This window comes from Paenibacillus allorhizoplanae, assembly GCF_927798215.1.
GTDB classification, from domain to species: domain Bacteria; phylum Bacillota; class Bacilli; order Paenibacillales; family NBRC-103111; genus Paenibacillus_E; species Paenibacillus_E allorhizoplanae.
Genome location: NZ_CAKMMW010000002.1, coordinates 568,773 through 589,309 on the forward strand (window position 1 = coordinate 568,773; position 20,537 = coordinate 589,309).

Here is a 20,537-nt window from a genome sequence, read left to right on the forward strand (position 1 = left end):
TCGTACCATATTAATTCCATTGCTATTATATACCACTTGCATATGTATAAGATCGAACGCGCTTTTTCAGCAAATTCCCCAAAAAATGGGTCTTCCTCGTATATGTAAATTCTAACCATGCCAAAGCATGTAAGGGATTTCCAAGGTATTCATTCATAGAAAACCCGAACTAACCGGGCAATTACTTGCCTTTCGCTCCTCATCCTTCCTGAAAATTCAATTCCTAAAGACGTTGAACACACAAAAAAGCCCCGATCCCCACATACATCGTGAAAGATCGAAGCTTTTTTTCTACAATTTGAACCATTTCTCAACTTAATACGTCAATATGTATAAATCCTATGTAATGCATATGTATGACTTCTAACTTTCAACCTTAAATAGCGCCAAGTACACTCAAAATCAATGATGCTTTAGAATTGACTTTCAACTTGCGATTGATTTTCGTTACATAGACACGGACCGTATTCTCGCTGATCCCCAAGACTTTGCCGATTTGCTTATAATCGTAGTCGAGCAACCAATACGTCGCGACTTCTTTTTCACGCAGCGTTAGTTTGAAAGCTTTCAAGCGTTCTTCCAGCATCTCCTCAACGAACCATGTTTTACTTTGTAATTCGGTCTTTCTCAACTCGTATTCAAGCAGAAGTGCAATCGATTTGATACATGGATACATAAAAGGTGCTGAAATATACTGAAAAGCAGTCAAAACTAAGTAACCGATGATCTGATTATCCGCGGTTTGAATCGGAACGCACATCGTCACCCAGTTATGCATCGTATCCAGATAATGATCCTCACCACTAATCCAAACTGGACGCTGAAGATCAATAGCAGCCGAAACCGCATTGGTCCCTGCACTAGACAACGATAACGAAGATCCGATCCCGATGTTGTTCAAATTCGCAGCTTGCAAGATGGATCGTTCATCCCCATTAATCGTTAAAATGACCCCATGATTATCCGTTACCATCAATAAATTAGGAAAGTAAAAGGTATTCGTCTTCAGATGTGCTTGCCGAAGGATGACATCCATGAGTCCTTGGTTTTTAGCTAGCAGCCGTTCCATCATTTTCCCTTGCACGCGAAACCTCACGCGCGTCGAATCTCTTTGAACGCCATTAAGAAATGATTTCTCATGTAGCTTGGCTATCTCCGCTTGAGAGATGCCGACTCTCTCTGTAAATTCATGCATTTGCGTCTCTTCAGCTAATCCTTTCATCAATTCCACTCCCTTTTCCTATGTAACCCCGAAATAAATAGCATCCATGCTGTGAGTAGAATTGAATTTTTTGTCGTATGCCGTCGCCCCTATCTTCACAACCTTTACAAATTTATGTATTTTTCGCGCATGTGTCACTAACTATAAGGCTCAAATCGAATGCTTGAAATAGTGCAAAGGTAGTAATTCTAAGAAGATAGTATACTTGTACTACAAAAAGATAGCGTTTGCAGTTCTTCCATCAGGAATAAGGATTTCTGGCATGTGCCGTTCGTAGGATATATACGAAAAAAGTGTCCCCTTTCTAACATCGAAGGGCAACACTCTTAGAAACTGGGTTATTCTACTAGTTACACTTCTTTGGATGTAACTTTCAATTTGGCTCTGTTTATGAACCATCTTTGAATAACATTAGGTGACTGGATGCGGCAATTATGAAAGGCTGTAATTTTCCATTCACCTTTTTCCTTCACCACAACATTGGTATTTATGGAATCTCGATTCTTAGGCGCTTTCTTCTGCCATCGCAACCTAATAGCCCCTACGGCATGGACGATTGCCATATCTGGTGTCACGAATCTTATGTTCAAAGAGCCACCTTCAACCATGACTGATCCACGTAAAATCCCTTCGAACAACTCTTGATGAATATCTGCTATCGCTTGACGCCCCTTCAAATGCTGCCCATTGAACGTCACATAATCTGCATCTTCTGTAAAACATGCCCCAAATGCCTGGCCATCATGGTCATTCCAAGATTTGCTTAACGCTGTGAATATGGCAAATATTTCTTTCTGATCTTGCTCATTCACCCTGAGCTGCATCCTTGTTCCTCCTCTCATTTTCCGCTAATTTCTATATCTACTATTGTGTCAGACTCTTTAACCACATGCCATACCGCTAGAGTAGGAACATATCCCCGTCTACAGACTGATTTCCGCTTTAAATTCTTACATGTAACCCTAACCTTTTGAAACACCAAGGCATATTATATAAACAAAACTTATCCTTCCCCAAATTAATATTGATAAAGAGATAAGAATGCCTAGGAGGCGAGATGCCAATGACGCTCATCAGAGCAATTGAACAGACATTCTGTAAGTTGCATGCACCAACACTGGAACAATTAAAAGAGGCACTTCAATCGATAGAGAGACATCTAATCTTCGTTCCAGATTTCAAAACCGAACCCAATCAACTACCCTATGGTAGAAATGTAGTGTTTAGCTCACCCGAACTGGAAGTTATCGTCATTCACATTCCGACTTCCCGCTCTACAGCCATCCATAACCATGGCTTATCCATAGGCACGGCTTATTTGGTTTCAGGATCCTTAGTGAATTCAACCTTCTTATTAGATACAGAAGGCTATCCTGTTGCTCACAAGGATGACTTCATTCAAGCAGGGGAATATTTCACTGCGCCTGCTGATCAAATTCACCAGTTAAGCAATCCATTTCATGAACCGGCTATTTCTATCCATGTGTATACACCGCCGCTGCGTGAAGTTCGACGTTACTTACCTTACAGTGAAGTCTTAGATTATGTTATCTAAAAGAAAAACCCCTTGTAAGCTTACGTCATTTGACGTGCTCACAAGGGGTTTTCAAGTAACAATTAGAATTGTAGGGCATTCTCAATAAAGGCTTTTAGCTCCGAAATCGGCATACGCGTTTGAACCATTGTATCACGATCACGAACTGTCACTTGACCATCTGTCTCGGACTCGAAATCATATGTGATACAGAATGGCGTACCGATCTCATCATGACGACGGTAACGTTTACCAATCGATCCTGTATCATCGTAATCCACCATGAAATGCTTCGCAAGGTCTGCAAATACAGCTTGAGCACCCTCATTCAATTTCTTTGAAAGTGGGAAAATAGCGGCTTTCATCGGTGCCAACGCAGGGTGGAAGTGAAGCACAGTACGGCTGTCATCACCCTCAAGCTTTTGCTCTTCAAACGCATCGATCAGAAGCGCCAAAGTAACACGATCTGCACCAAGGGAAGGTTCGATACAATAAGGAACATAACGCTCATTTGTTTCTTGATCGATGTAGTTGAAATCTTCACCGGAATGCGCCATGTGCTGCTTCAAATCGTAGTCCGTACGATCCGCGATGCCCCAAAGCTCTCCCCAGCCGAACGGGAATTTGTACTCAATATCTGTTGTCGCATTACTATAGTGTGACAACTCATCGTCGTTATGATCACGAAGACGCAGGTTATCGGCTTTTGCACCTAGGGAAAGCAACCAGTTATGGCAGAAGCTTCTCCAGTACTCGAACCATTTCAAGTCTTCGCCTGGCTTGCAGAAGAACTCAAGCTCCATTTGTTCAAATTCACGCGTACGGAACGTAAAGTTACCTGGCGTGATTTCATTTCGGAAGCTTTTACCGATTTGACCGATACCAAATGGCAGCTTTTTACGCATTGTACGTTGGGCGTTTTTGAAGTTAACGAAGATCCCTTGTGCTGTTTCTGGACGAAGATAAACAACGTTTGAACTTGCTTCTGTTACACCTTGGAACGTTTTGAACATCAGGTTGAATTGACGAATATCCGTGAAATCTTTGCTTCCGCAATCTGGACAAACGATGTTATGTTCCACGATCAATTTCATCATATCATCGAACGTCATACCGTCTACAATGATTTCGATATCTTTTTCAGCCAACTTGTTCTCGATCAATTTATCCGCACGGTGACGTGCTTTACAGCTTTTACAATCGATCATTGGATCGTTGAAGTTACCTACGTGACCGGATGCCACCCATGCTTGCGGGTTCATCAAGATTGCCGCGTCTAATCCAACGTTATACGGGGATTCTTGAATGAATTTTTTCCACCATGCGCGTTTAATGTTGTTTTTCAATTCAACACCAAGCGGGCCGTAATCCCACGTATTAGCCAAACCGCCATAAATTTCTGAACCTGGGAATACGAAACCTCTGTGCTTCGCTAATGCGACGACTTGCTCCATTGTTACACTCATTGTTCAATCGCTCCTTAAGCTTCTTATATGTGGGTCTTCGCCCGATGACGACCGTTTGGATATGAGCAAACATCAAAAAAGCTCAACATCCAAAGGCATCAAATAATGCCTAGGGACGAGAGCTTTAGCACCCGCGGTTCCACCCTAGTTGATATACCTGATACAAGCATATATCCCCTTTATCGTATAGGCTCCGGATAGCCGTTTCCTTGACCTTCATTCTGGGCTTTCACCATCCCCAGCTCGCTGAACATGAAGTCCGTCAAGTACTATTCATCCTTCACAGCCATAATTGATCATTCAATTGGTCTTAGTTTACAGAATATCGCAGCAAAAATCAATCTCCCTAGTACAAATGGGGCCGACGATCTTCAAAAACGGGGATCTTGCCCCGTACTCGCACTACTTCTTCTAAATCAATCGTCGCTCTAAGAATTGCTTCGTTCTCATCACCTTCAACAAGCACCTCGCCCCAAGGATCGATGACCATTGAATGACCGAAGAAATTTGTCGTACCGCTCGTCCCAACACGATTGCAAGAAACGACGTACATTTGATTCTCAATTGCTCGCGCCATAAGCAGTGTACGCCAGTGGTGCAGACGTGGATGCGGCCATTCTGCAGGAACGAACATAATACGTGCGCCATCTAACGCTAATTTACGTGACAGCTCCGGAAAACGAATATCATAACAAATCATCGCCCCAGCAGGCACCCCTTCTAGCTCAAACAAGCCTAGTTGCTCCCCACTGTGCAAAAATTTCTCCTCATCCATAAGCCGGAATAGATGAATTTTGGAATACTCTGCGATTTCGTTACCTTCGCGGTCCCATGCATAAATCGTATTGAGCACACGATCTTCTTTTTTATCCGCAATTGATCCACCAATAATGTTAACCTGATGAGTCCGAGCAAAAGTGCTCAAAAACGCCTTCGTCCGTTCCCCATTCACATCAGCAAGTTGATGAATTTCAGTTAGTGCATAGCCAGTATTCCACATTTCAGGAAAAATGATGACGTCTGGCTTCTGTGCCGCGTCAACGGCTTCAAGAAGCTTTGTTTCGAGCACCGCATAATTCACATCGGGTTCACCGATCGCAATATCCATTTGAATTAGAGCAAGATTAAGTAGTTGTGACTGTGACATGTCGCGTTGACTCCCTCCGATTAATAAAACATCTATGACTACATACTAGTCGAAAAGTACGCTCAACTCAACACGCATCACGCTTAAATCGTAGGTTTAAATTGCTTCGACTGCCCTCTAGCGATGCTAAGCGTCTGCCATTCTGTGCTTGCCCAATGCTTGCAAAGCTGCACAATTTGCCCAACATGATAGCCATAATGGGACACTTGTCGTTGAATCGCTTGTAATACCGTATGACTTTCGCCTCGGATCCGAACGTATGACAGCACGTCTTCAGGAGTCAAATCTTGCAGTGTCGTCATCACCACTTGCCAACCCGTTTCCCACTGCGCAAGCAGCTCTTCCCGAGAAAGGTGGTCACCTTCAAATTCGCCATCGCGATCACGCCACTCTTTTTCCCCATCCGAGGTTAAAAAATCCGTCCAACGGGACAACATATTCCCATGCATATGCTTCATAATCACTTCCAGTGAATTCGATTCTTCATCTATAGTCTGATAAAAGAATGACTCCGCTGTCTGTGCAAATGATTTGTCCGCCAACTTCTTCATACTCTGAAAAGCACGTATGGATTCCTGTAGAAATACTTCAGCAACTTGTGTATTCGTTGTCATCCGCGTTCATCCCCTTTACATTTGTTACCATCATCATAGATCAATATAAAAATGATGACCAATTCAATATCTTCATCGACTATGAAAAAAAGATTAATCATGTTACATTTAGGGTATAGTTTAAAATCCCGACCTCCGGAGTGTGAATTAAACCGTGACAAACGTATCTTCAACAACCTCTCGATTTGCCATACAACCAGCTGAAAGAATGAAGGGTCTGCCTACACAATTCTTCGCAACGCTCGTAGGCAAAGCAAATGCACAAATTGCTGCTGGCCATGATGTCATTAATTTAGGCCAAGGGAATCCTGACCGTCCTACGCCTCCGCATATTGTGACTTCCATACAAGAAGCTTCTGCGAATCCGTTGTATCATAAATATCCGCCATTCAGCGGTTTTCCATTTCTGAAACAGGCGATTGCACAACGTTATAAAGAGGATCACAACGTGGATTTGGATCCCGATACCGAAGTTGCAATCTTGTTCGGCGGCAAAACAGGTCTCATCGAAATTGCCCAATGCTTATTGAATCCAGGCGATGTCTGCCTTGTCCCTGATCCTGGCTACCCTGATTATTGGTCAGGTGTCGCACTAGCAGGTGCAGAGATGGCATTCATGCCATTACGTGAGGAAAATAACTTCCTGCCTGACTATTCGCAGTTAAAGCAGTCTGATCTGGACCGCGCTAAGCTTATGTTCATTAATTATCCGAACAACCCGACAGGTGCGACGGCTCCTGCTTCTTTTTATGAGGATACAGTTACCTTCGCTGAGAAAAATGGTGTCGTTGTTGCCAGTGATTTCGCCTATGGCGCTATTGGATTTGATGGTCAGAAGCCGATCTCATTCCTGCAAACCCCTGGAGCCAAGGAAGTAGGCATTGAGTTCTATACCTTGTCCAAAACATACAATATGGCAGGCTGGCGTGTAGGCTTTGCCCTTGGCAACAAAGAAGTCATTCGCCTCATTAACTTGATGCAAGATCACTACTATTGCTCTTTGTTTGGCGGTATCCAAGCAGCGGCGGCTACAGCATTAACTGCCTCACAAGACTGTGTCACAGAGCTGCGTGATGTGTACGAAAGTCGTCGGAACGCGTTATACACGGCACTTGCCAGCATCGGCTGGAATGCAAAGCCATCGCAAGGTTCCTTTTTCTCCTGGCTGCCAGTACCGAAAGGACATTCCTCACAGAGCCTTGCCGATTTACTTCTGGAAGAAGCTAAAGTTGTCGTAGCACCAGGTGTTGGTTTCGGAACGCACGGTGAGGGCTACGTCCGACTGGGCCTTCTTTCTTCGGAAGCGCGATTGGAAGAGGCTGTGCAGCGGATTGGGAAATTAAATCTTTTTAACTCCTAATTATCCAAAGAACCTTGAAAGCAAGCCATTTATACCTTTACAAAGTCTCGCGTACCATGCTATTCTAGATAGAATTGAAATTCCAAACAGCAACGTTATGATGGGAATAGTACGAATCGTGCCGCACGTAACCAGGGAGTGAGCTCCATTGACTGAGAGAGCTTGCCGTGAACCGAATCCGAACCCGCCCCTGAACCGTCAACGATGAGTTGAACAGAGCCCTACTGTTATACAGGGAATCTAGAGTTGAGCGCTTTCTATTTGATATGCGCTAATCTAAGGTGGTACCGCGGAAGCAACAGACTTTCGTCCTTATGTTTTAAGGACGGGAGTCTTTTTTGTATCTACATAGTTGGAAATCGAAGGATGGGATGAATATGACTCAGCGAATCGTAGTCAAAATCGGCAGCTCCTCATTAACCTCAGATACGGGTGGCTTGAATCCGGATAAAATACGCTTTTTTGCGGCCGAACTCGCGCAATTACAGCGCAGCGGCAGCCAAGTGCTGCTCGTGACCTCCGGCGCAGTAGCCGCAGGCTTCACCTCCCTTGGCTATCGCACACGGCCCAAGGTGCTGCATGAGAAGCAGGCCGCGGCAGCCGTCGGTCAAGCGCTCTTGATGCAGGCGTACCATGAAGCATTTGCCTCCCACGGCGTAAGCGTGGCGCAAATTCTGCTGACCCGGTACGACTTCTCCAACCGCAAGCGCGTGCAGAACGCGATGATGACGATTGACGAGCTCCTGCAGCGCGGCGTCGTCCCGATCATTAACGAGAACGACACCGTCTCGGTGGATGAACTGAAATTCGGCGACAATGATACGTTGTCGGCATTGGTAGGCAATTTGGTCAAGGCGAACAAATTGATCATCATTACCGATATGGATGGCCTGTACACGGACGATCCTCGCAAGAACGCGAACGCACAGCGTATCGATCGCGTAGATGCCATCAGCGATGAGCTGTTCAGCTTCGCTGGAGGCGCTGGGAGCGCGGTCGGCACCGGCGGCATGCGCTCCAAGGTCGAGGCCGCCCGCATCGCGATGCGCGGGGGCGTGCCGGTCTTCATCGGGCGAGTGCTTGAGCCCGATGATCTGAACCTTGCCGTGGGCGGTACCGGCAAGGGAACGTACTTTGACACGGCGCTGAACAATCTGCCGGTCAAGAAGCAGTGGGTCGGCTTCCACTCGCTGCCCCAAGGGCAAATCATCGTTGATCAAGGGGCGAAAGCAGCCTTGATCAACGGTGGGAAGAGCCTGCTCCCCGCTGGCATCACGTCAGCGGTTGGTGACTTCCACCCCGGCGACGTCGTCGAGGTGATCTGCAGTGAAGGCGCGCTGCTGGGCCGTGGCGTCGTCAATTATGCGGCTTGGCAAGTTCAAGCCGCTGCAGGACTATCGACCGACGAAGTACAGAAACGCGTCGAAGTATCACGCATCGAAGTCATCCACCGCGATGAATGGGTGCCTTTGACTTAAGGTTCGAAACAGTAATAGAAAGCGAGGATCTCCCTAAACATGAGACAACAACGATTACTTAACCCAACTTTACGAGATGTACCGGGAGATGCCGAGGCGACCAGTCACCGACTTATGCTGCGAGCAGGACTCATTCGCCAGTTATCCAGCGGTATTTATTCCTATTTACCCTTGGGTCTTAAGGCCCTTCAACATATTCAAACGATCGTGCGTGAAGAAATGGACCGCGCTGGTGCACAGGAAATGCTCATGCCTGCCCTCCATCCTGCCGAATTATGGAAAGCCTCTGGTCGCTGGGATGTTTACGGTCCTGAATTAATGCGACTTGAAGACCGAAATGGCCGTGAATTTGCTTTAGGGGCTACACACGAAGAAGTGATTACAACACTTGTTAAAGATGAGATTCATTCTTATAAAAAGTTACCCGTCACGTTATATCAGATCCAAACGAAATATCGCGATGAGCGCAGACCACGATTCGGCTTATTGCGTGGCCGTGAGTTTCTCATGAAAGATGCATACTCTTTTGATCGCTCAGCAAGCGGTCTAGATGCCAGCTACCAAGCGATGTTCAATGCTTATGTTAATATTTTCACACGCTGCGGCTTACAGTTCCGTGCTGTTGAAGCGGATTCTGGAGCAATCGGCGGAACGGATACGCATGAATTCATGGCCTTAGCGGATGTGGGTGAGGATACGATTGTCCATTGTCCTTCCTGTCAATATGCGGCTAACTTAGAGAAAGCTAATGGGGTCATTGCTAACGAAAGTACATCATCTACTAATGTGCCACATGCGCAACCAACGAAAGTACACACACCTGGCGTTACGAGCATCAAACAATTAAGCCAATTCCTTACCACGAAACCGCAGCAAATTATCAAATCCGTTGCCGTCCAAGCGGACGGAGCGCCTGTGATCGTGCTCATCCGTGGAGATCTCGAAATTAATGAGATCAAGTTAAAGCAGGTTCTCAGTGTAGATGAAATCACGATGCTATCCGAAGCTGAAATCAAAGCGCTTGGTTCGATAGCCGGGTTTATTGGGCCGGTTGGTCTCTCAACCGTCAAATTACTTGCAGACACATCGATTCGAGGCTTAAACAACGCGGTTGTTGGCGCCAATGAAGCGGACTATCATCTTCAGCACGTAGATGTTCAACGTGATCTTGGTGCATTAACCTATGTTGACGTTCGCAATGTGGGCCAAGGAGAAAGCTGTATTCATTGCGGTCATGAACTCGCTTTTGCCAAAGGTATTGAAGTTGGTCACGTCTTTAAGCTCGGCACCAAATATAGTGAATCCTTAGGCGCTTCGTTTAGCGATGAAAATGGCATTTCTGAGCCAATGATCATGGGCTGTTATGGTATCGGCGTCTCTCGTGTTCTAGCTGCTGTTATTGAACAGCACCAGGATGAACGAGGCATCATTTGGCCAAATGCCATTGCTCCTTATTCCATTCATCTGTTAACTGTTCAAGTGAAGGATGAAGCCCAAATGACATTATCCGAAGAGATCTATCACACCTTAACTAGCGCAGGCTATTCGGTCTTGTGGGATGATCGTGAGGAACGTCCTGGCGTGAAATTCAACGATGCTGATTTACTCGGCTTCCCTTTACGACTAACCGTTGGTAAGAAAACGAGCGAGCGAATTATCGAATGCAAAGAACGCCGTCAAGGCGATGTCTATGAACTGAACGTGGAACAATTGTTAACGCATTGCCAATCCTTATTTAACTAGGAGGTCTACCCATGAGTGAAGTAATTACAAAATCTAAACTTGCTAAGCAAGCTGCCCAAGCAATGGGCAATCTCACAACGGAGCAAAAGAATGCAGCCTTGCTGCTGATGGCAGACGCCTTAATTACGGAGCAACAAGCGATCATTGAAGCTAACAGCAAGGATTTGCAGCGTGGCAAAGAGCTGGGCACTAGCGCTTCTCTGCTGGACCGATTGGCATTAAACGAAACGCGCATTGCGGCAATGGCCGAAGGTCTTCGTCAAATCGCTGAGCTTCCTGATCCAATCGGAGATACGCTTGAATCATTTGATCGCCCTAATGGTCTGCGCATTCGCAAAATCCGTGTACCACTCGGCGTTATCGGCATTATTTATGAAGCTAGACCGAATGTCACGGTTGATGCGGCAGGTCTTTGTCTCAAAACAGGCAACGCGGTTGTGCTCCGTGGCGGATCTTCAGCCCTATTTTCAAATGAGAAAATTGTTGAGGTACTGCATACAGCCTTAGAGCGTTCTGACTTGCCAGCAGATGCCCTGCAATTAATCCTAAGCGCAGATCGCAGCTCCGTCGATGAAATGCTGAAGCTGAATGGCCTCATTGACGTGCTAATTCCTCGTGGTGGACACTCACTTATTCAAAATGTTGTCAATAACGCGTCCGTCCCAGTCATTGAAACAGGTGCAGGGGTGTGTCATACTTTTATAGATCAAAGTGCACAGCTCGATATGGCGATTCGAATTGGGATTAATGCGAAGGCACAACGTCCTTCTGTTTGTAATAGTATGGAGACTTTGCTTGTACACGAAGCCATTGCGGAGAAGCATTTAGCTGGTATTGCCGATGCCTTCCAAGGCGTTCATGTTGAACTGCGGGGTGACGAGCGTTCTAGAACTTTGGTACCAAGCATGGTGGTTGCTGAACAAGCCGATTGGGGTACGGAGTACGGAGATTATATTCTAAACATCAAAGTTGTTAAGGATCTAGATGAGGCGCTAGCTCACATTCGTAACTACGGTACGATGCACTCCGAGTGTATTGTGACAGAAGATGCCGCTAATGCTGAGAAATTCCTGCAAGAAGTGGATGCAGCTGCGGTTTATCATAACGCTTCTACCCGTTTCACCGATGGGTTTGAGTTCGGATTCGGAGCCGAGATCGGCATTTCCACGCAAAAGCTTCATGCACGTGGTCCTATGGGGCTTCCTGCGCTAACTTCAACCAAATACCGCGTCTACGGAAGCGGACAAATACGCGAATAAACCTTGGAGGAGGAACAACGGATGTCAATCATGTTATCGCAAGTTAAAATTGCTTTTGTGGGCGCAGGCTCCATGGCTGAAGCCATCGTCCGCGGACTTATTCAGACGAAAGTCGCGAATCCGCAAAACGTATATATGATGAATCGCTCCAATCAGGATCGCTTGTCATTTTTATGCTCGGAATATGGCGTTCAAGCCACTTCAGATCAAGCGACGAAAAACACAATTATTCAAGAAGCCGACGTTGTTGTTCTCTGTATGAAGCCTAAAGATGTGGAATCATCTTTTGCAGAGCTTCAGCCGCTTTTGAGCGAGCGTCAGCTGTTAATTTCCGTAATTGCAGGCCTTTCCATCGAAAAAGCGGAAAGACTTCTACAATCCGACTTGCCCATCGTTCGTACGATGCCAAATACTTCCTCCACCATCGGATTAGGCGCAACAGGAATGAGCTTCTCGACTAAGGTTAATGATACATTCAAGCAGCTTGCCATCCAAATGTTTGAAGCGGTTGGGACTGTTACGATTGTAGAAGAAGATAAGCTTGAAATCCTTACTGGCATTTCCGGAAGTGGTCCTGCCTATGTGTACTACCTCATGGAAGCGATGATTAAAGCGGGGATCGAAGGCGGTCTAACCGAAGAAGATGCAAATCAATTAACGCTTCAAACGGTGCTCGGTGCCGCGCACATGGTTCAAACTACGAAGGAACATCCTGCGGAATTACGCCGTAAAGTAACCTCTCCTAACGGAGCTACGCATGCTGCTATTCAAGCATTGGATCGCCATCAGTTCGATGAAGCTATCCATCAAGCTGTGTTGCATTGCGCCGCACGTACGAAGGAAATGGGCGAACAAATTGCCGCTACCAGCACTGTTGGAAAATCAGTTTAATCTGTTTCTGTGAAACAAGTGGAACCTAAGTGAAGAGATTCTAGTAAAGCAGGTGAAAGTTCGTCATGAGTTCATATTGTTTAGCAACTTATCGGAGTTTCGATGAGAAAGCCGATTTTCATAAAAAAGCAACAAGCATCGCAGTTGGTCTTACCGTTGGCAGCTGGACGGAACTACCTGAGGCTCAGAAAGCTTCTATGGAGAAGCATTTGGGTAAAGTCGTTTCCGTTGAAGTCCACGAGCCTGGGGCTGGTGAACCTATTTCGGGACGTTATGCGGATATTACCATCGCCTATCCCGATGTGAACTATAGCCGAGATATCCCCGCGCTGTTAGTGACTGTTTTCGGCAAGCTTTCTATGGATGGCAAAATCAAACTGATCGACCTTGCCTTCTCTTCTGATTTCCTGGCAGGGTTCCCTGGACCGAAATTTGGCATGCAAGGCGTTCGTAATCTTCTAGGCGTGCATGATCGCCCGCTGCTGATGAGCATCTTCAAATCCGTTGTTGGGTATGAATTACCCGCCTTGCGTGAGCAGTTTTACTTACAAGCGGCTGGTGGCGTCGATCTTATCAAGGATGACGAGATTTTATTCGAAAATCCATTAACACCCATGGAGAAACGCATTGCGATTTGTCTCGAAGCAGCTGAGCAAGCGACGCGGGAGACAGGGCAAAAGCTTTTGTATGCCGTTAATTTGACAGGACCTACTTCTAAACTCGCTTCTCAAGCTAAAAAAGCAGTCTCCGCAGGCGCTAATGCTTTACTTTTCAATGTGTTAGCTTACGGCTTCGACGTTCTGCATGAACTAAGTTCGGATCCGGACATTAACATTCCGATCATGGCACATCCTGCTTTGGCTGGAGCCACCTATCCGTCACCACACTACGGCATCTCACCTTCAGTCTTGCTGGGCAAATTAATGCGTCTTGCTGGCGCTGATTTGGTGCTCTTCCCTTCCCCATACGGCTCCGTAGTGATGCCGAAGGAAGAGAATTTGGCCATTAAACACGTGCTGCTAACGCAGGATTTACGTAAAGATTACACGTATCAAGCGCCGTCTGATGTACAATTAACATTAGCACCAAGCTTCCCCGTTCCTTCCGCGGGTATCCATCCTGGTCTAGTTCCGCTCATTTTGCGTGATTTCGGACAGGATGTTATCGTGAACGCCGGAGGCGGTATCCACGGACACCCGATGGGAACGATTGCTGGGGGACAAGCTTTCCGGCAAGCGATTGATGCGACTTTACAAGGCACAACATTACGCGAATACGCCCTAACACATCCAGAGCTACAATCAGCTATTGACACATGGGGGATTAGAGAATGAGCAAGGAACGCATTATCTTTTGTGACTTTGACGGTACGATCACCGTTAACGATAACATCGTAGCGATTATGAAGCACTTCAATCCTGATGGTTGGGAAGGCATCGTCGAGCAGATTGTGACACAGCAAATATCCATTCGTGAAGGCGTGGGGGCCATGTTTGCCCTCCTCCCTACCTCACGTAAATCGGAGATTGTGGACTATGCTATCAACAATGCAACAATCCGTGATGGTTTTGAAGAATTTGTCTCCTACTGCAAGGAGCAAGGGATTACCCTTTTGATCACAAGCGGAGGCATTGATTTCTTTATTTATCCACTGCTTCGTGCGTTTGAGATTCCTGAAGATCATATTTATTGCAATGCCAGCTCTTTCGAAGGGGAAACCATCGAGATCCTGTGGCCGAACCCGTGTGATGCACATTGTCAAACCGACTGCGGGATGTGCAAAACAAGTATCATTCGTTCCTACAATCCTGAGCGGTATGAGCGGATTATTATCGGAGACAGCATCACTGATTTTGAAGGTGCTAAGTTAGTGGATACGATTTTTGCCAGATCTCATCTCATCGAGCGTTGCGATCAACTTGGCTATGCGTACCACCCCTTCGAAACGTTCTTCGATATCATTAAGCAATTGGAGGCTGAACCCGTCAAATGAGTATTTTACTAGAAGAAAAACAGCGTGCCTTCGCTGAATTACGAGACATCAAAGCAAATCTAGCGGCGCGTGGATGGTTTCCTGCGACAAGCGGCAACTTATCTGTTCGTGTTGGCGGCTTTGAACCGAGTGCTTTCACGTTCGCTATCACGTCTAGCGGTAGAGATAAATCCGTCCAAACTCCTGAGGATTTCCTTCTCGTCAATGAGAAAGGTTTGCCGACGGAAGCTACAAGCCTTAAGCCATCTGCGGAAACCTTGATCCATAGTGAGATTTACCGCTTAACAGGCGCTGGCGCCATTTTCCACGTGCATACAATCTTTAACAACTTAGCTTCCGAGCTGTACGGAGAACGTGGGAGCATTCCAGTTGATGGCGTTGAGTTGATCAAAGCATTCAACATTTGGGATGAGGAAGCACAGATCGAGATCCCGATTCTGCCCAACTATGCGGATATTCCGCGCATTGCTGAACTAGTCGAAGGTGCGATCGTACCTCGCATTCCAGGCATCGTGCTTCGTAAGCACGGGATTTACGCTTGGGGTGCCAATGCCTTTGAAGCGAAGCGTCACCTCGAAGCGTTCGAATTCTTATTCGAATATGTGTACCGCTTGCATGTAATGAACAAGTAAAAGTGACTCCACGTGTAGCCGCTGACTTTCCCTGGCAGTTACGGAACGTGGTTCCGCTATTTATCGAAAAACTCCTTTTACCTAAGTTGTGGAACGTCTGTCCGCTATTTCGTAATTTCAGCGCATTTACTGCGTTTGCCGCGAAATATAGGAACCTCGTTCCGCAACTTTTTTAAATTGGCTATTTTCATACAACTAGCAGACTCTCGTTCCGTATCTTTATGGTGAGCACCAGGGTTTGGGGGTCGGAGGCAATGTTGTCAGGTTAAGTAATGGGTGGCATTTCGGAGATGAGCTATCACTGGCGTAGGCGGGAAGCTGTGGACTTGGGGCAGCGGGTGATTGTAGGCGTGGAAACAACGTGGGTTAGCGGCAGGGTAGTCGTAGCTATGCGGTTTGTGAGCATGTTTGCACTGGCTGAGTGCTGGTAGACAGGGTACTTCGGGGAGGGGCTGTGAGGCAACGCGTTGTTTGGATTGATCGCACTCTCTCTCCACTTCCTCTTCCCTTTCTCAAAAATGCAATAATACAACCTTTTCTACTAATTTAGGATCGAAATTAGGAAATGCGTGCGAATAGGCAACCTTTTTAAGGTTTCTCAGGAAAATCTCCTGAAATCACTCCCATTTGATGCCTATTTGCATCAATATCCAATAAAGGAGGGAGGAACCCCTTCGAAAAATGCTCTTTTGCATTTTTAAGAGGCTAGAGGACTTGCAACATCACTCCACTTTCTCCCAATTTCTTCTCTTTATCGTTATACACTCCAATTACTCACATAACTTTCATCACGCCATATTACGTTCCTAATTACACTATACTCATAATGGGGTGAGATTCGCGGGGTCTGGGGCCGGGGTTGGCACAATACTGTTCGGTGAAAATAAAGTGTTAGACTGGATTCGTTGAATTATCGCGGTTTTTGAACTGAAGAACCGTCAGCTTTTAGAAAATAAGTTTTAGACTGATACATTAAAAGAAACAGCGGCGGACCAAGACTTGAAAAATAGTTATAATGAACGAAACCGACATCCTCTTTGCTTCTACGTAGCTCTTCAGACGTATGTAGAATCCACGTATATCAGAATGCTCCTGAGCTAAAAAATGATTTCCTCTTCCGTCCCCTATAAGGGAAACGCATGGAGTACACTCCCTGCACCCGTTACTCGCCGTAAGGCAGGCCCGGCATATGGTATGCCGGGAAACCTTAAAGTATGGGAAAATTAGGGCACTTGTCAAGAATAGCACTTGACAGACTCTTATTTAATTACGTCAAAAACTAGAGAGTAACAGAGGTGCTTGACAGGTTTCGTTCATATCAAAGTCTTAGACTGCCGCTGGCTTATCTATAGTTCACCTAATACTTTGGTTGATTCCGATTTAAACCTTTCAATCGAAGAATTACAGTCGCTATTATTCAGCTGTGCATAGAACGTTTACTTCAATAAACAAATAGGATCTGCCGCGAAGCAGATCCTAAACTATAGTTTTCGGTCGTATTGCAGGATTATACTGCCAAATGACTCTAAATCAATTTATTTAACTACCTCTCTATTGTACTGATTGATCATGTGGCACTGTGACCGTTGCAGTTGTAACTGTTTTGTTGCCCGCTTTGTCCGTTGCAGTGTACGTGATGGTATAGATTCGTGCTTTCTCTGCACGTAAGCTAAAGGAAGTTGCGGCTGTGCCGAAATTAACCTGAATATCGCTTGAATCGCTATTCGGTTGATTGCTCGTTATGGACGTTAACACTACGGATTCAACGCCCGATGTAGCATCACCAGTATCCAGTGTAGCATCAATCGTAACCATTTTATGATTTGCCGGCCAAATCGAGGTTTTATCTAGTTGGACGGTGAGCACTGGTGCCGTCTTGTCAACATAAAACTCGATGGTTTTGAGGTTTTCTACATTGCCTGCTTGATCCTTACTGCGGTAGCCCAGCTTATAAGTACCATCACTGAAAGCTGGGATAAAACCCGTATAAGCTATCCAATCACCGTCATTCACTTGGTATTCTGTAGTTACGGATCCGCCGTTAACACTGGCGCTTATGGAAAAGTTTACCGTCACATCCGTCATGTACCAACTATTCTTGCCGTTAGGCGCAGCTGGACTTAATGTTGCGGTGGTTACAGGAGCAATCTTTTGAATGTTGCTTACCGTAAGGCTAGTTACATTCGAAATATTTCCAACGGCATCAATTCCTCTTGCAAACACGGTGTCATTGTCGGAAACAACTACAGGTTCAGTGTACGGTGTCCAAGCACCGTTAGCCCCCAATTTATATTCCATTGACGAAGCATCTGCCGGATAATTGATCGTTACAGTGACGTCTTGGTTGGTCAGTACTGTTGTATCTACGGCCAAGGTTGCATCGATAGGTGCTATGTGATCGATATTACTGACCGTGTAGTTCGTCTCATTTGACACATTGCCCGCAGCGTCTGTTGCTCTAGCATAAACCGTGCTAATTTCTGAGACAACCACAGGTGTGACATATGCCGTCCATGTGCCGTTATCTCCTAGCTTGTACTCCTTCACTGTGGCATCGAGCGGATAGCTAATTGTTACAGTAACATCCATATTAGTTAGCGATGTCACGTCAGCTGACAACGTTGCGACAGCAGGAGGTGTTTTGTCGATGTTGCTTACGTTATAGCTGCTTACATTTGATGTATTCCCAACTGTATCGGTACTCCTGGCAAAGATCGTATTGTTCGTTGCCATAATAATCGGTGTGGTGTAAGGTAGCCATGTACCTTCAATGCCCACTTTATATTCTTTCACAGCTGCGTCATCCGGGTACTGAATGATTACGTTCACATTGGTATTGGTCGGAGTTGTCACATTAGCTGTAAATGTTGCATCCCCTGGAGGTGTCGTATCGCTCTCTACACCAGTGAGTTTCATGTAGAAAAGATTTGTAACATCAGTCTTTGTAATGGTATGTGCGCCAGGCGCAAGTGATACAGTAACAATGCCATTTGTCATTGGATAGCTTGTTCCATCTACCTTGATTTTGGTTCCATCTGCTGTATTTAACACTAAGGTTAATGTTGAAGCAGTAGTTGTGGTGAACCCTATACTGGTTGTACTCTCCATTTTTAAACATTGAGTTAGTGTTAAACCATTAAATATCACAGTTCCCTTCGATGTTGACAGGTTCCCTTGAATATTGAAGAAGCTGCTTGCTTTTCCATCTGTCGTAAAGTTGTGAACAATTGTCGATCCAGACGGTCCCGGTGGCGTTGGTGTTGGTGTTGGTGTTGATGTTGGCGGCGTTGGTGTTGCTGCTGGTGGTGTCGGTGTTGGTGGTGTCGGTGTTGGTGGTGTCGGTGTTGGTGGTGTTGCTGTTGAATTACCACCTATAGATACAAGTTGAGATGTGTAACTTAGTATTTTTGACATAAGTGCTGAATTAAGGTCAGAAGATGTGTCATCAACTGCATCATTAAAAGTCCATGTAAAGTCTCCACTACCTAGACGTCCAGCTTCTGCCGTAACAACTTGTTCTACCGTGCTTACGCTATCAATGTCAGCTACATTTACTCCCGTATCGATCGTAGTATCAAAGTTATTATAAGCTGTTCCACCTACTAATGCTTTGTACGAACTTGGAACTGTCTCATTTCTTGTAGAAGCTAAGTACGCATCAAATGATGTTGCATTTGCTGGAGCTGAACCTTCATTTGAATTAGCATAAATAAGACCTCCAACAAGATCTACGATACTGTTATTGTATGCTTTAATCATACCTCCATTCTCACCAGAGAATGTGCCTGGTGACCCACCTGAAATATCAGTGCCTTGTAAGGAAATCAACATTGGATTTTTGGAATGTCTGTAATAATTAGATTCTACAAAGGCTGAACCTGCTGTTGTCATACCAGAACCATATTTGGAGACGCCATCAAAGAAGTTATTATAAACATGAATAGTTCCTTTTCTAATACGTGGATGACGTGAGTCTGAATGGTCAAACCAGTTATGGTGGAAGGTTACAAAGAATTCAGATGATTCACTCAAACCAATTAGCGCAGCTTTTCCGGAATCCCAGTAGTGATTATACGAGATTGTCGTATACGTTGATGCGCCTTTAAGGTCAGTTGAACCATCACCTTTTGCTTGGTCCGCATCAGACCCTGCTTTTCCATAGGTGATATCATTATTATGTACCCAAACATTTACATTGCCTGTATCCATGGAAACGGCATCGTCTTGGAATAACAAAATACCAAGGTTTCTTACTTCTACATTGCCGACATTTCTAAGTAGAAATCCCCATCCATAAACAGTTGCATCTTTTCCAATACCTTCTACTGTAGTATTCATTTCTGTATAACTTGAATTGCCTTTTACTTGAAGAAATCCACTGCTGTTAAGGGATGAACCCATATCAGCATCTGTAACTTTTCCAATAAATCGAATTGCAAGTGGTGTTTTATCATAGCCTTTTTGTCTTAGTGCCAGAATTGGACCAATACCAACACCCGTTTGTTTAGTACCTGAACTACTGGTTATCACATCAAGAGATACGGTTTGTGCAGTCGCAGATGTTACATAAATAACTTGAGCACCATTCCTAAGTGTACCATCTTCATTATAGGCACCTGAACCAGTGCTAAATGGTGATTGACTTGCAAAAGCAAATCCAGATCTGTCATGTGGCGTTACGGATATCGTTCCTGAAACCGTACTTTCTGATGAACCACCTGACAATATCGCTTCAACTTTCATTACATAACTTCCAGCTGCAAGCCCTACAGCATCTGCTCTCCAATATGTAGGGTATTGTCGGATTAATTCAGTATCAATTTGTACATATTGTGAATCTGCTGCACTTGCAGGTTTAACAAATACATTATAGCCCTGAGCATTACTTACAGGTGACCATTCTACAAAGGCCGTTTCATTCCAGCCTCCACTGCCCGACAATGAAGGGGCAGCAGCGTGTACTGCCGTATTGAACATTCCGCTTGCGAATACAGATAGCGCTATTGCAAACAATAAAACGTAACTTGTTACCTTTGACACATTTTTCTTCAATTTAATTCCTCCCGTGTTTAATTTGGTTATTACAAATTTGGAACCGCTTTCAATTATTGCGAATTTGCTTTGTCCCCCCTCGCAGCATCAAAGCTCAAACATGGCTCAATGAATTCGAGTATCCTCATCAACTTATCAGTTTTGCA

General features: G+C 45.3%; 16 protein-coding genes. 10 read left to right on the forward strand and 6 right to left on the reverse strand.

Annotation, left to right across the window (positions count from 1 at the left end; translation table 11 throughout):
• Positions 1–376 precede the first annotated feature (376 nt).
• Entirely contained in the window at positions 377–1,222 is an 846-nt protein-coding gene (locus tag L6I86_RS05180) for a LuxR C-terminal-related transcriptional regulator (protein WP_056614185.1), read from the reverse strand.
• Between the two features lie 350 nt (positions 1,223–1,572).
• Positions 1,573–2,046 (reverse strand): SgcJ/EcaC family oxidoreductase, encoded by a 474-nt coding sequence (locus tag L6I86_RS05185; RefSeq protein ID WP_236285267.1) that lies wholly within the window; start codon positions 2,044–2,046, stop codon positions 1,573–1,575.
• A 239-nt stretch (positions 2,047–2,285) separates the two neighbouring features.
• Here L6I86_RS05185 and L6I86_RS05190 point away from each other — a divergent pair, with 239 nt between their 5' ends.
• Positions 2,286–2,777, forward strand: coding sequence for a cysteine dioxygenase (locus tag L6I86_RS05190; RefSeq protein ID WP_236285269.1), 492 nt, complete (start codon positions 2,286–2,288; stop codon positions 2,775–2,777).
• A gap of 62 nt (positions 2,778–2,839) precedes the next feature.
• Here L6I86_RS05190 and L6I86_RS05195 read toward each other — a convergent pair whose 3' ends face one another.
• The 3 genes from L6I86_RS05195 to L6I86_RS05205 all read right to left on the reverse strand — a co-directional run bounded on the left by L6I86_RS05195 (position 2,840) and on the right by L6I86_RS05205 (position 5,983).
• The gene (locus tag L6I86_RS05195) at positions 2,840–4,222 is read right to left on the reverse strand and encodes a glycine--tRNA ligase (RefSeq protein ID WP_056614192.1); all 1,383 of its coding nucleotides are present in this window, start codon (positions 4,220–4,222) and stop codon (positions 2,840–2,842) included.
• A 346-nt stretch (positions 4,223–4,568) separates the two neighbouring features.
• Positions 4,569–5,369, reverse strand: a complete 801-nt coding sequence (locus L6I86_RS05200) for a carbon-nitrogen family hydrolase (RefSeq protein ID WP_236285271.1) — start codon at positions 5,367–5,369, stop codon at positions 4,569–4,571.
• Between the two features lie 83 nt (positions 5,370–5,452).
• Positions 5,453–5,983 carry a DUF1572 family protein gene (locus L6I86_RS05205; RefSeq protein WP_236285273.1) on the reverse strand — a complete coding sequence of 177 codons (531 nt, stop codon included), beginning with the start codon at positions 5,981–5,983 and terminating at the stop codon, positions 5,453–5,455.
• A 154-nt stretch (positions 5,984–6,137) separates the two neighbouring features.
• Between L6I86_RS05205 and L6I86_RS05210 the strand changes: the two genes are divergently transcribed.
• The 9 genes from L6I86_RS05210 (at position 6,138) to L6I86_RS05250 (ending at position 15,770) form a co-directional block, all read left to right on the forward strand.
• Entirely contained in the window at positions 6,138–7,343 is a 1,206-nt protein-coding gene (locus L6I86_RS05210) for a pyridoxal phosphate-dependent aminotransferase (RefSeq protein WP_276574804.1), read from the forward strand.
• 377 nt (positions 7,344–7,720) lie between these two features.
• Complete coding sequence (gene proB / locus L6I86_RS05215) at positions 7,721–8,821, forward strand: glutamate 5-kinase (RefSeq protein ID WP_236285282.1); 1,101 nt, start codon at positions 7,721–7,723, stop codon at positions 8,819–8,821.
• A 39-nt stretch (positions 8,822–8,860) separates the two neighbouring features.
• A complete protein-coding gene (locus L6I86_RS05220; RefSeq protein WP_236285284.1) occupies positions 8,861–10,564 on the forward strand; it encodes a proline--tRNA ligase in 1,704 nt (567 codons plus the stop codon).
• Between the two features lie 11 nt (positions 10,565–10,575).
• Positions 10,576–11,823 (forward strand): glutamate-5-semialdehyde dehydrogenase, encoded by a 1,248-nt coding sequence (locus L6I86_RS05225; RefSeq protein ID WP_236285285.1) that lies wholly within the window; start codon positions 10,576–10,578, stop codon positions 11,821–11,823.
• Between the two features lie 21 nt (positions 11,824–11,844).
• Positions 11,845–12,714 (forward strand): pyrroline-5-carboxylate reductase, encoded by an 870-nt coding sequence (gene proC, locus L6I86_RS05230; protein ID WP_236285289.1) that lies wholly within the window; start codon positions 11,845–11,847, stop codon positions 12,712–12,714.
• Between the two features lie 65 nt (positions 12,715–12,779).
• On the forward strand, positions 12,780–14,048 hold the full coding sequence (locus L6I86_RS05235) for a 2,3-diketo-5-methylthiopentyl-1-phosphate enolase (protein WP_236285297.1): 1,269 nt from the start codon (positions 12,780–12,782) through the stop codon (positions 14,046–14,048).
• Positions 14,045–14,707 carry a 2-hydroxy-3-keto-5-methylthiopentenyl-1-phosphate phosphatase gene (locus tag L6I86_RS05240; RefSeq protein ID WP_236285306.1) on the forward strand — a complete coding sequence of 221 codons (663 nt, stop codon included), beginning with the start codon at positions 14,045–14,047 and terminating at the stop codon, positions 14,705–14,707. The genes L6I86_RS05235 and L6I86_RS05240 overlap by 4 nt, the downstream gene beginning before the upstream one ends.
• Complete coding sequence (mtnB, locus tag L6I86_RS05245; RefSeq protein WP_236285308.1) at positions 14,704–15,339, forward strand: methylthioribulose 1-phosphate dehydratase; 636 nt, start codon at positions 14,704–14,706, stop codon at positions 15,337–15,339. Before L6I86_RS05240 ends, mtnB begins: the two co-directional genes overlap by 4 nt.
• A 290-nt stretch (positions 15,340–15,629) precedes the next feature.
• Entirely contained in the window at positions 15,630–15,770 is a 141-nt protein-coding gene (locus L6I86_RS05250) for a hypothetical protein (RefSeq protein ID WP_236285310.1), read from the forward strand.
• Between the two features lie 1,120 nt (positions 15,771–16,890).
• On the opposite strand, the gene L6I86_RS35880 is transcribed toward L6I86_RS05250, so the two are convergent.
• Entirely contained in the window at positions 16,891–20,391 is a 3,501-nt protein-coding gene (locus L6I86_RS35880) for a pectate lyase family protein (protein WP_420851847.1), read from the reverse strand.
• Positions 20,392–20,537: the final 146 nt, after the last annotated feature.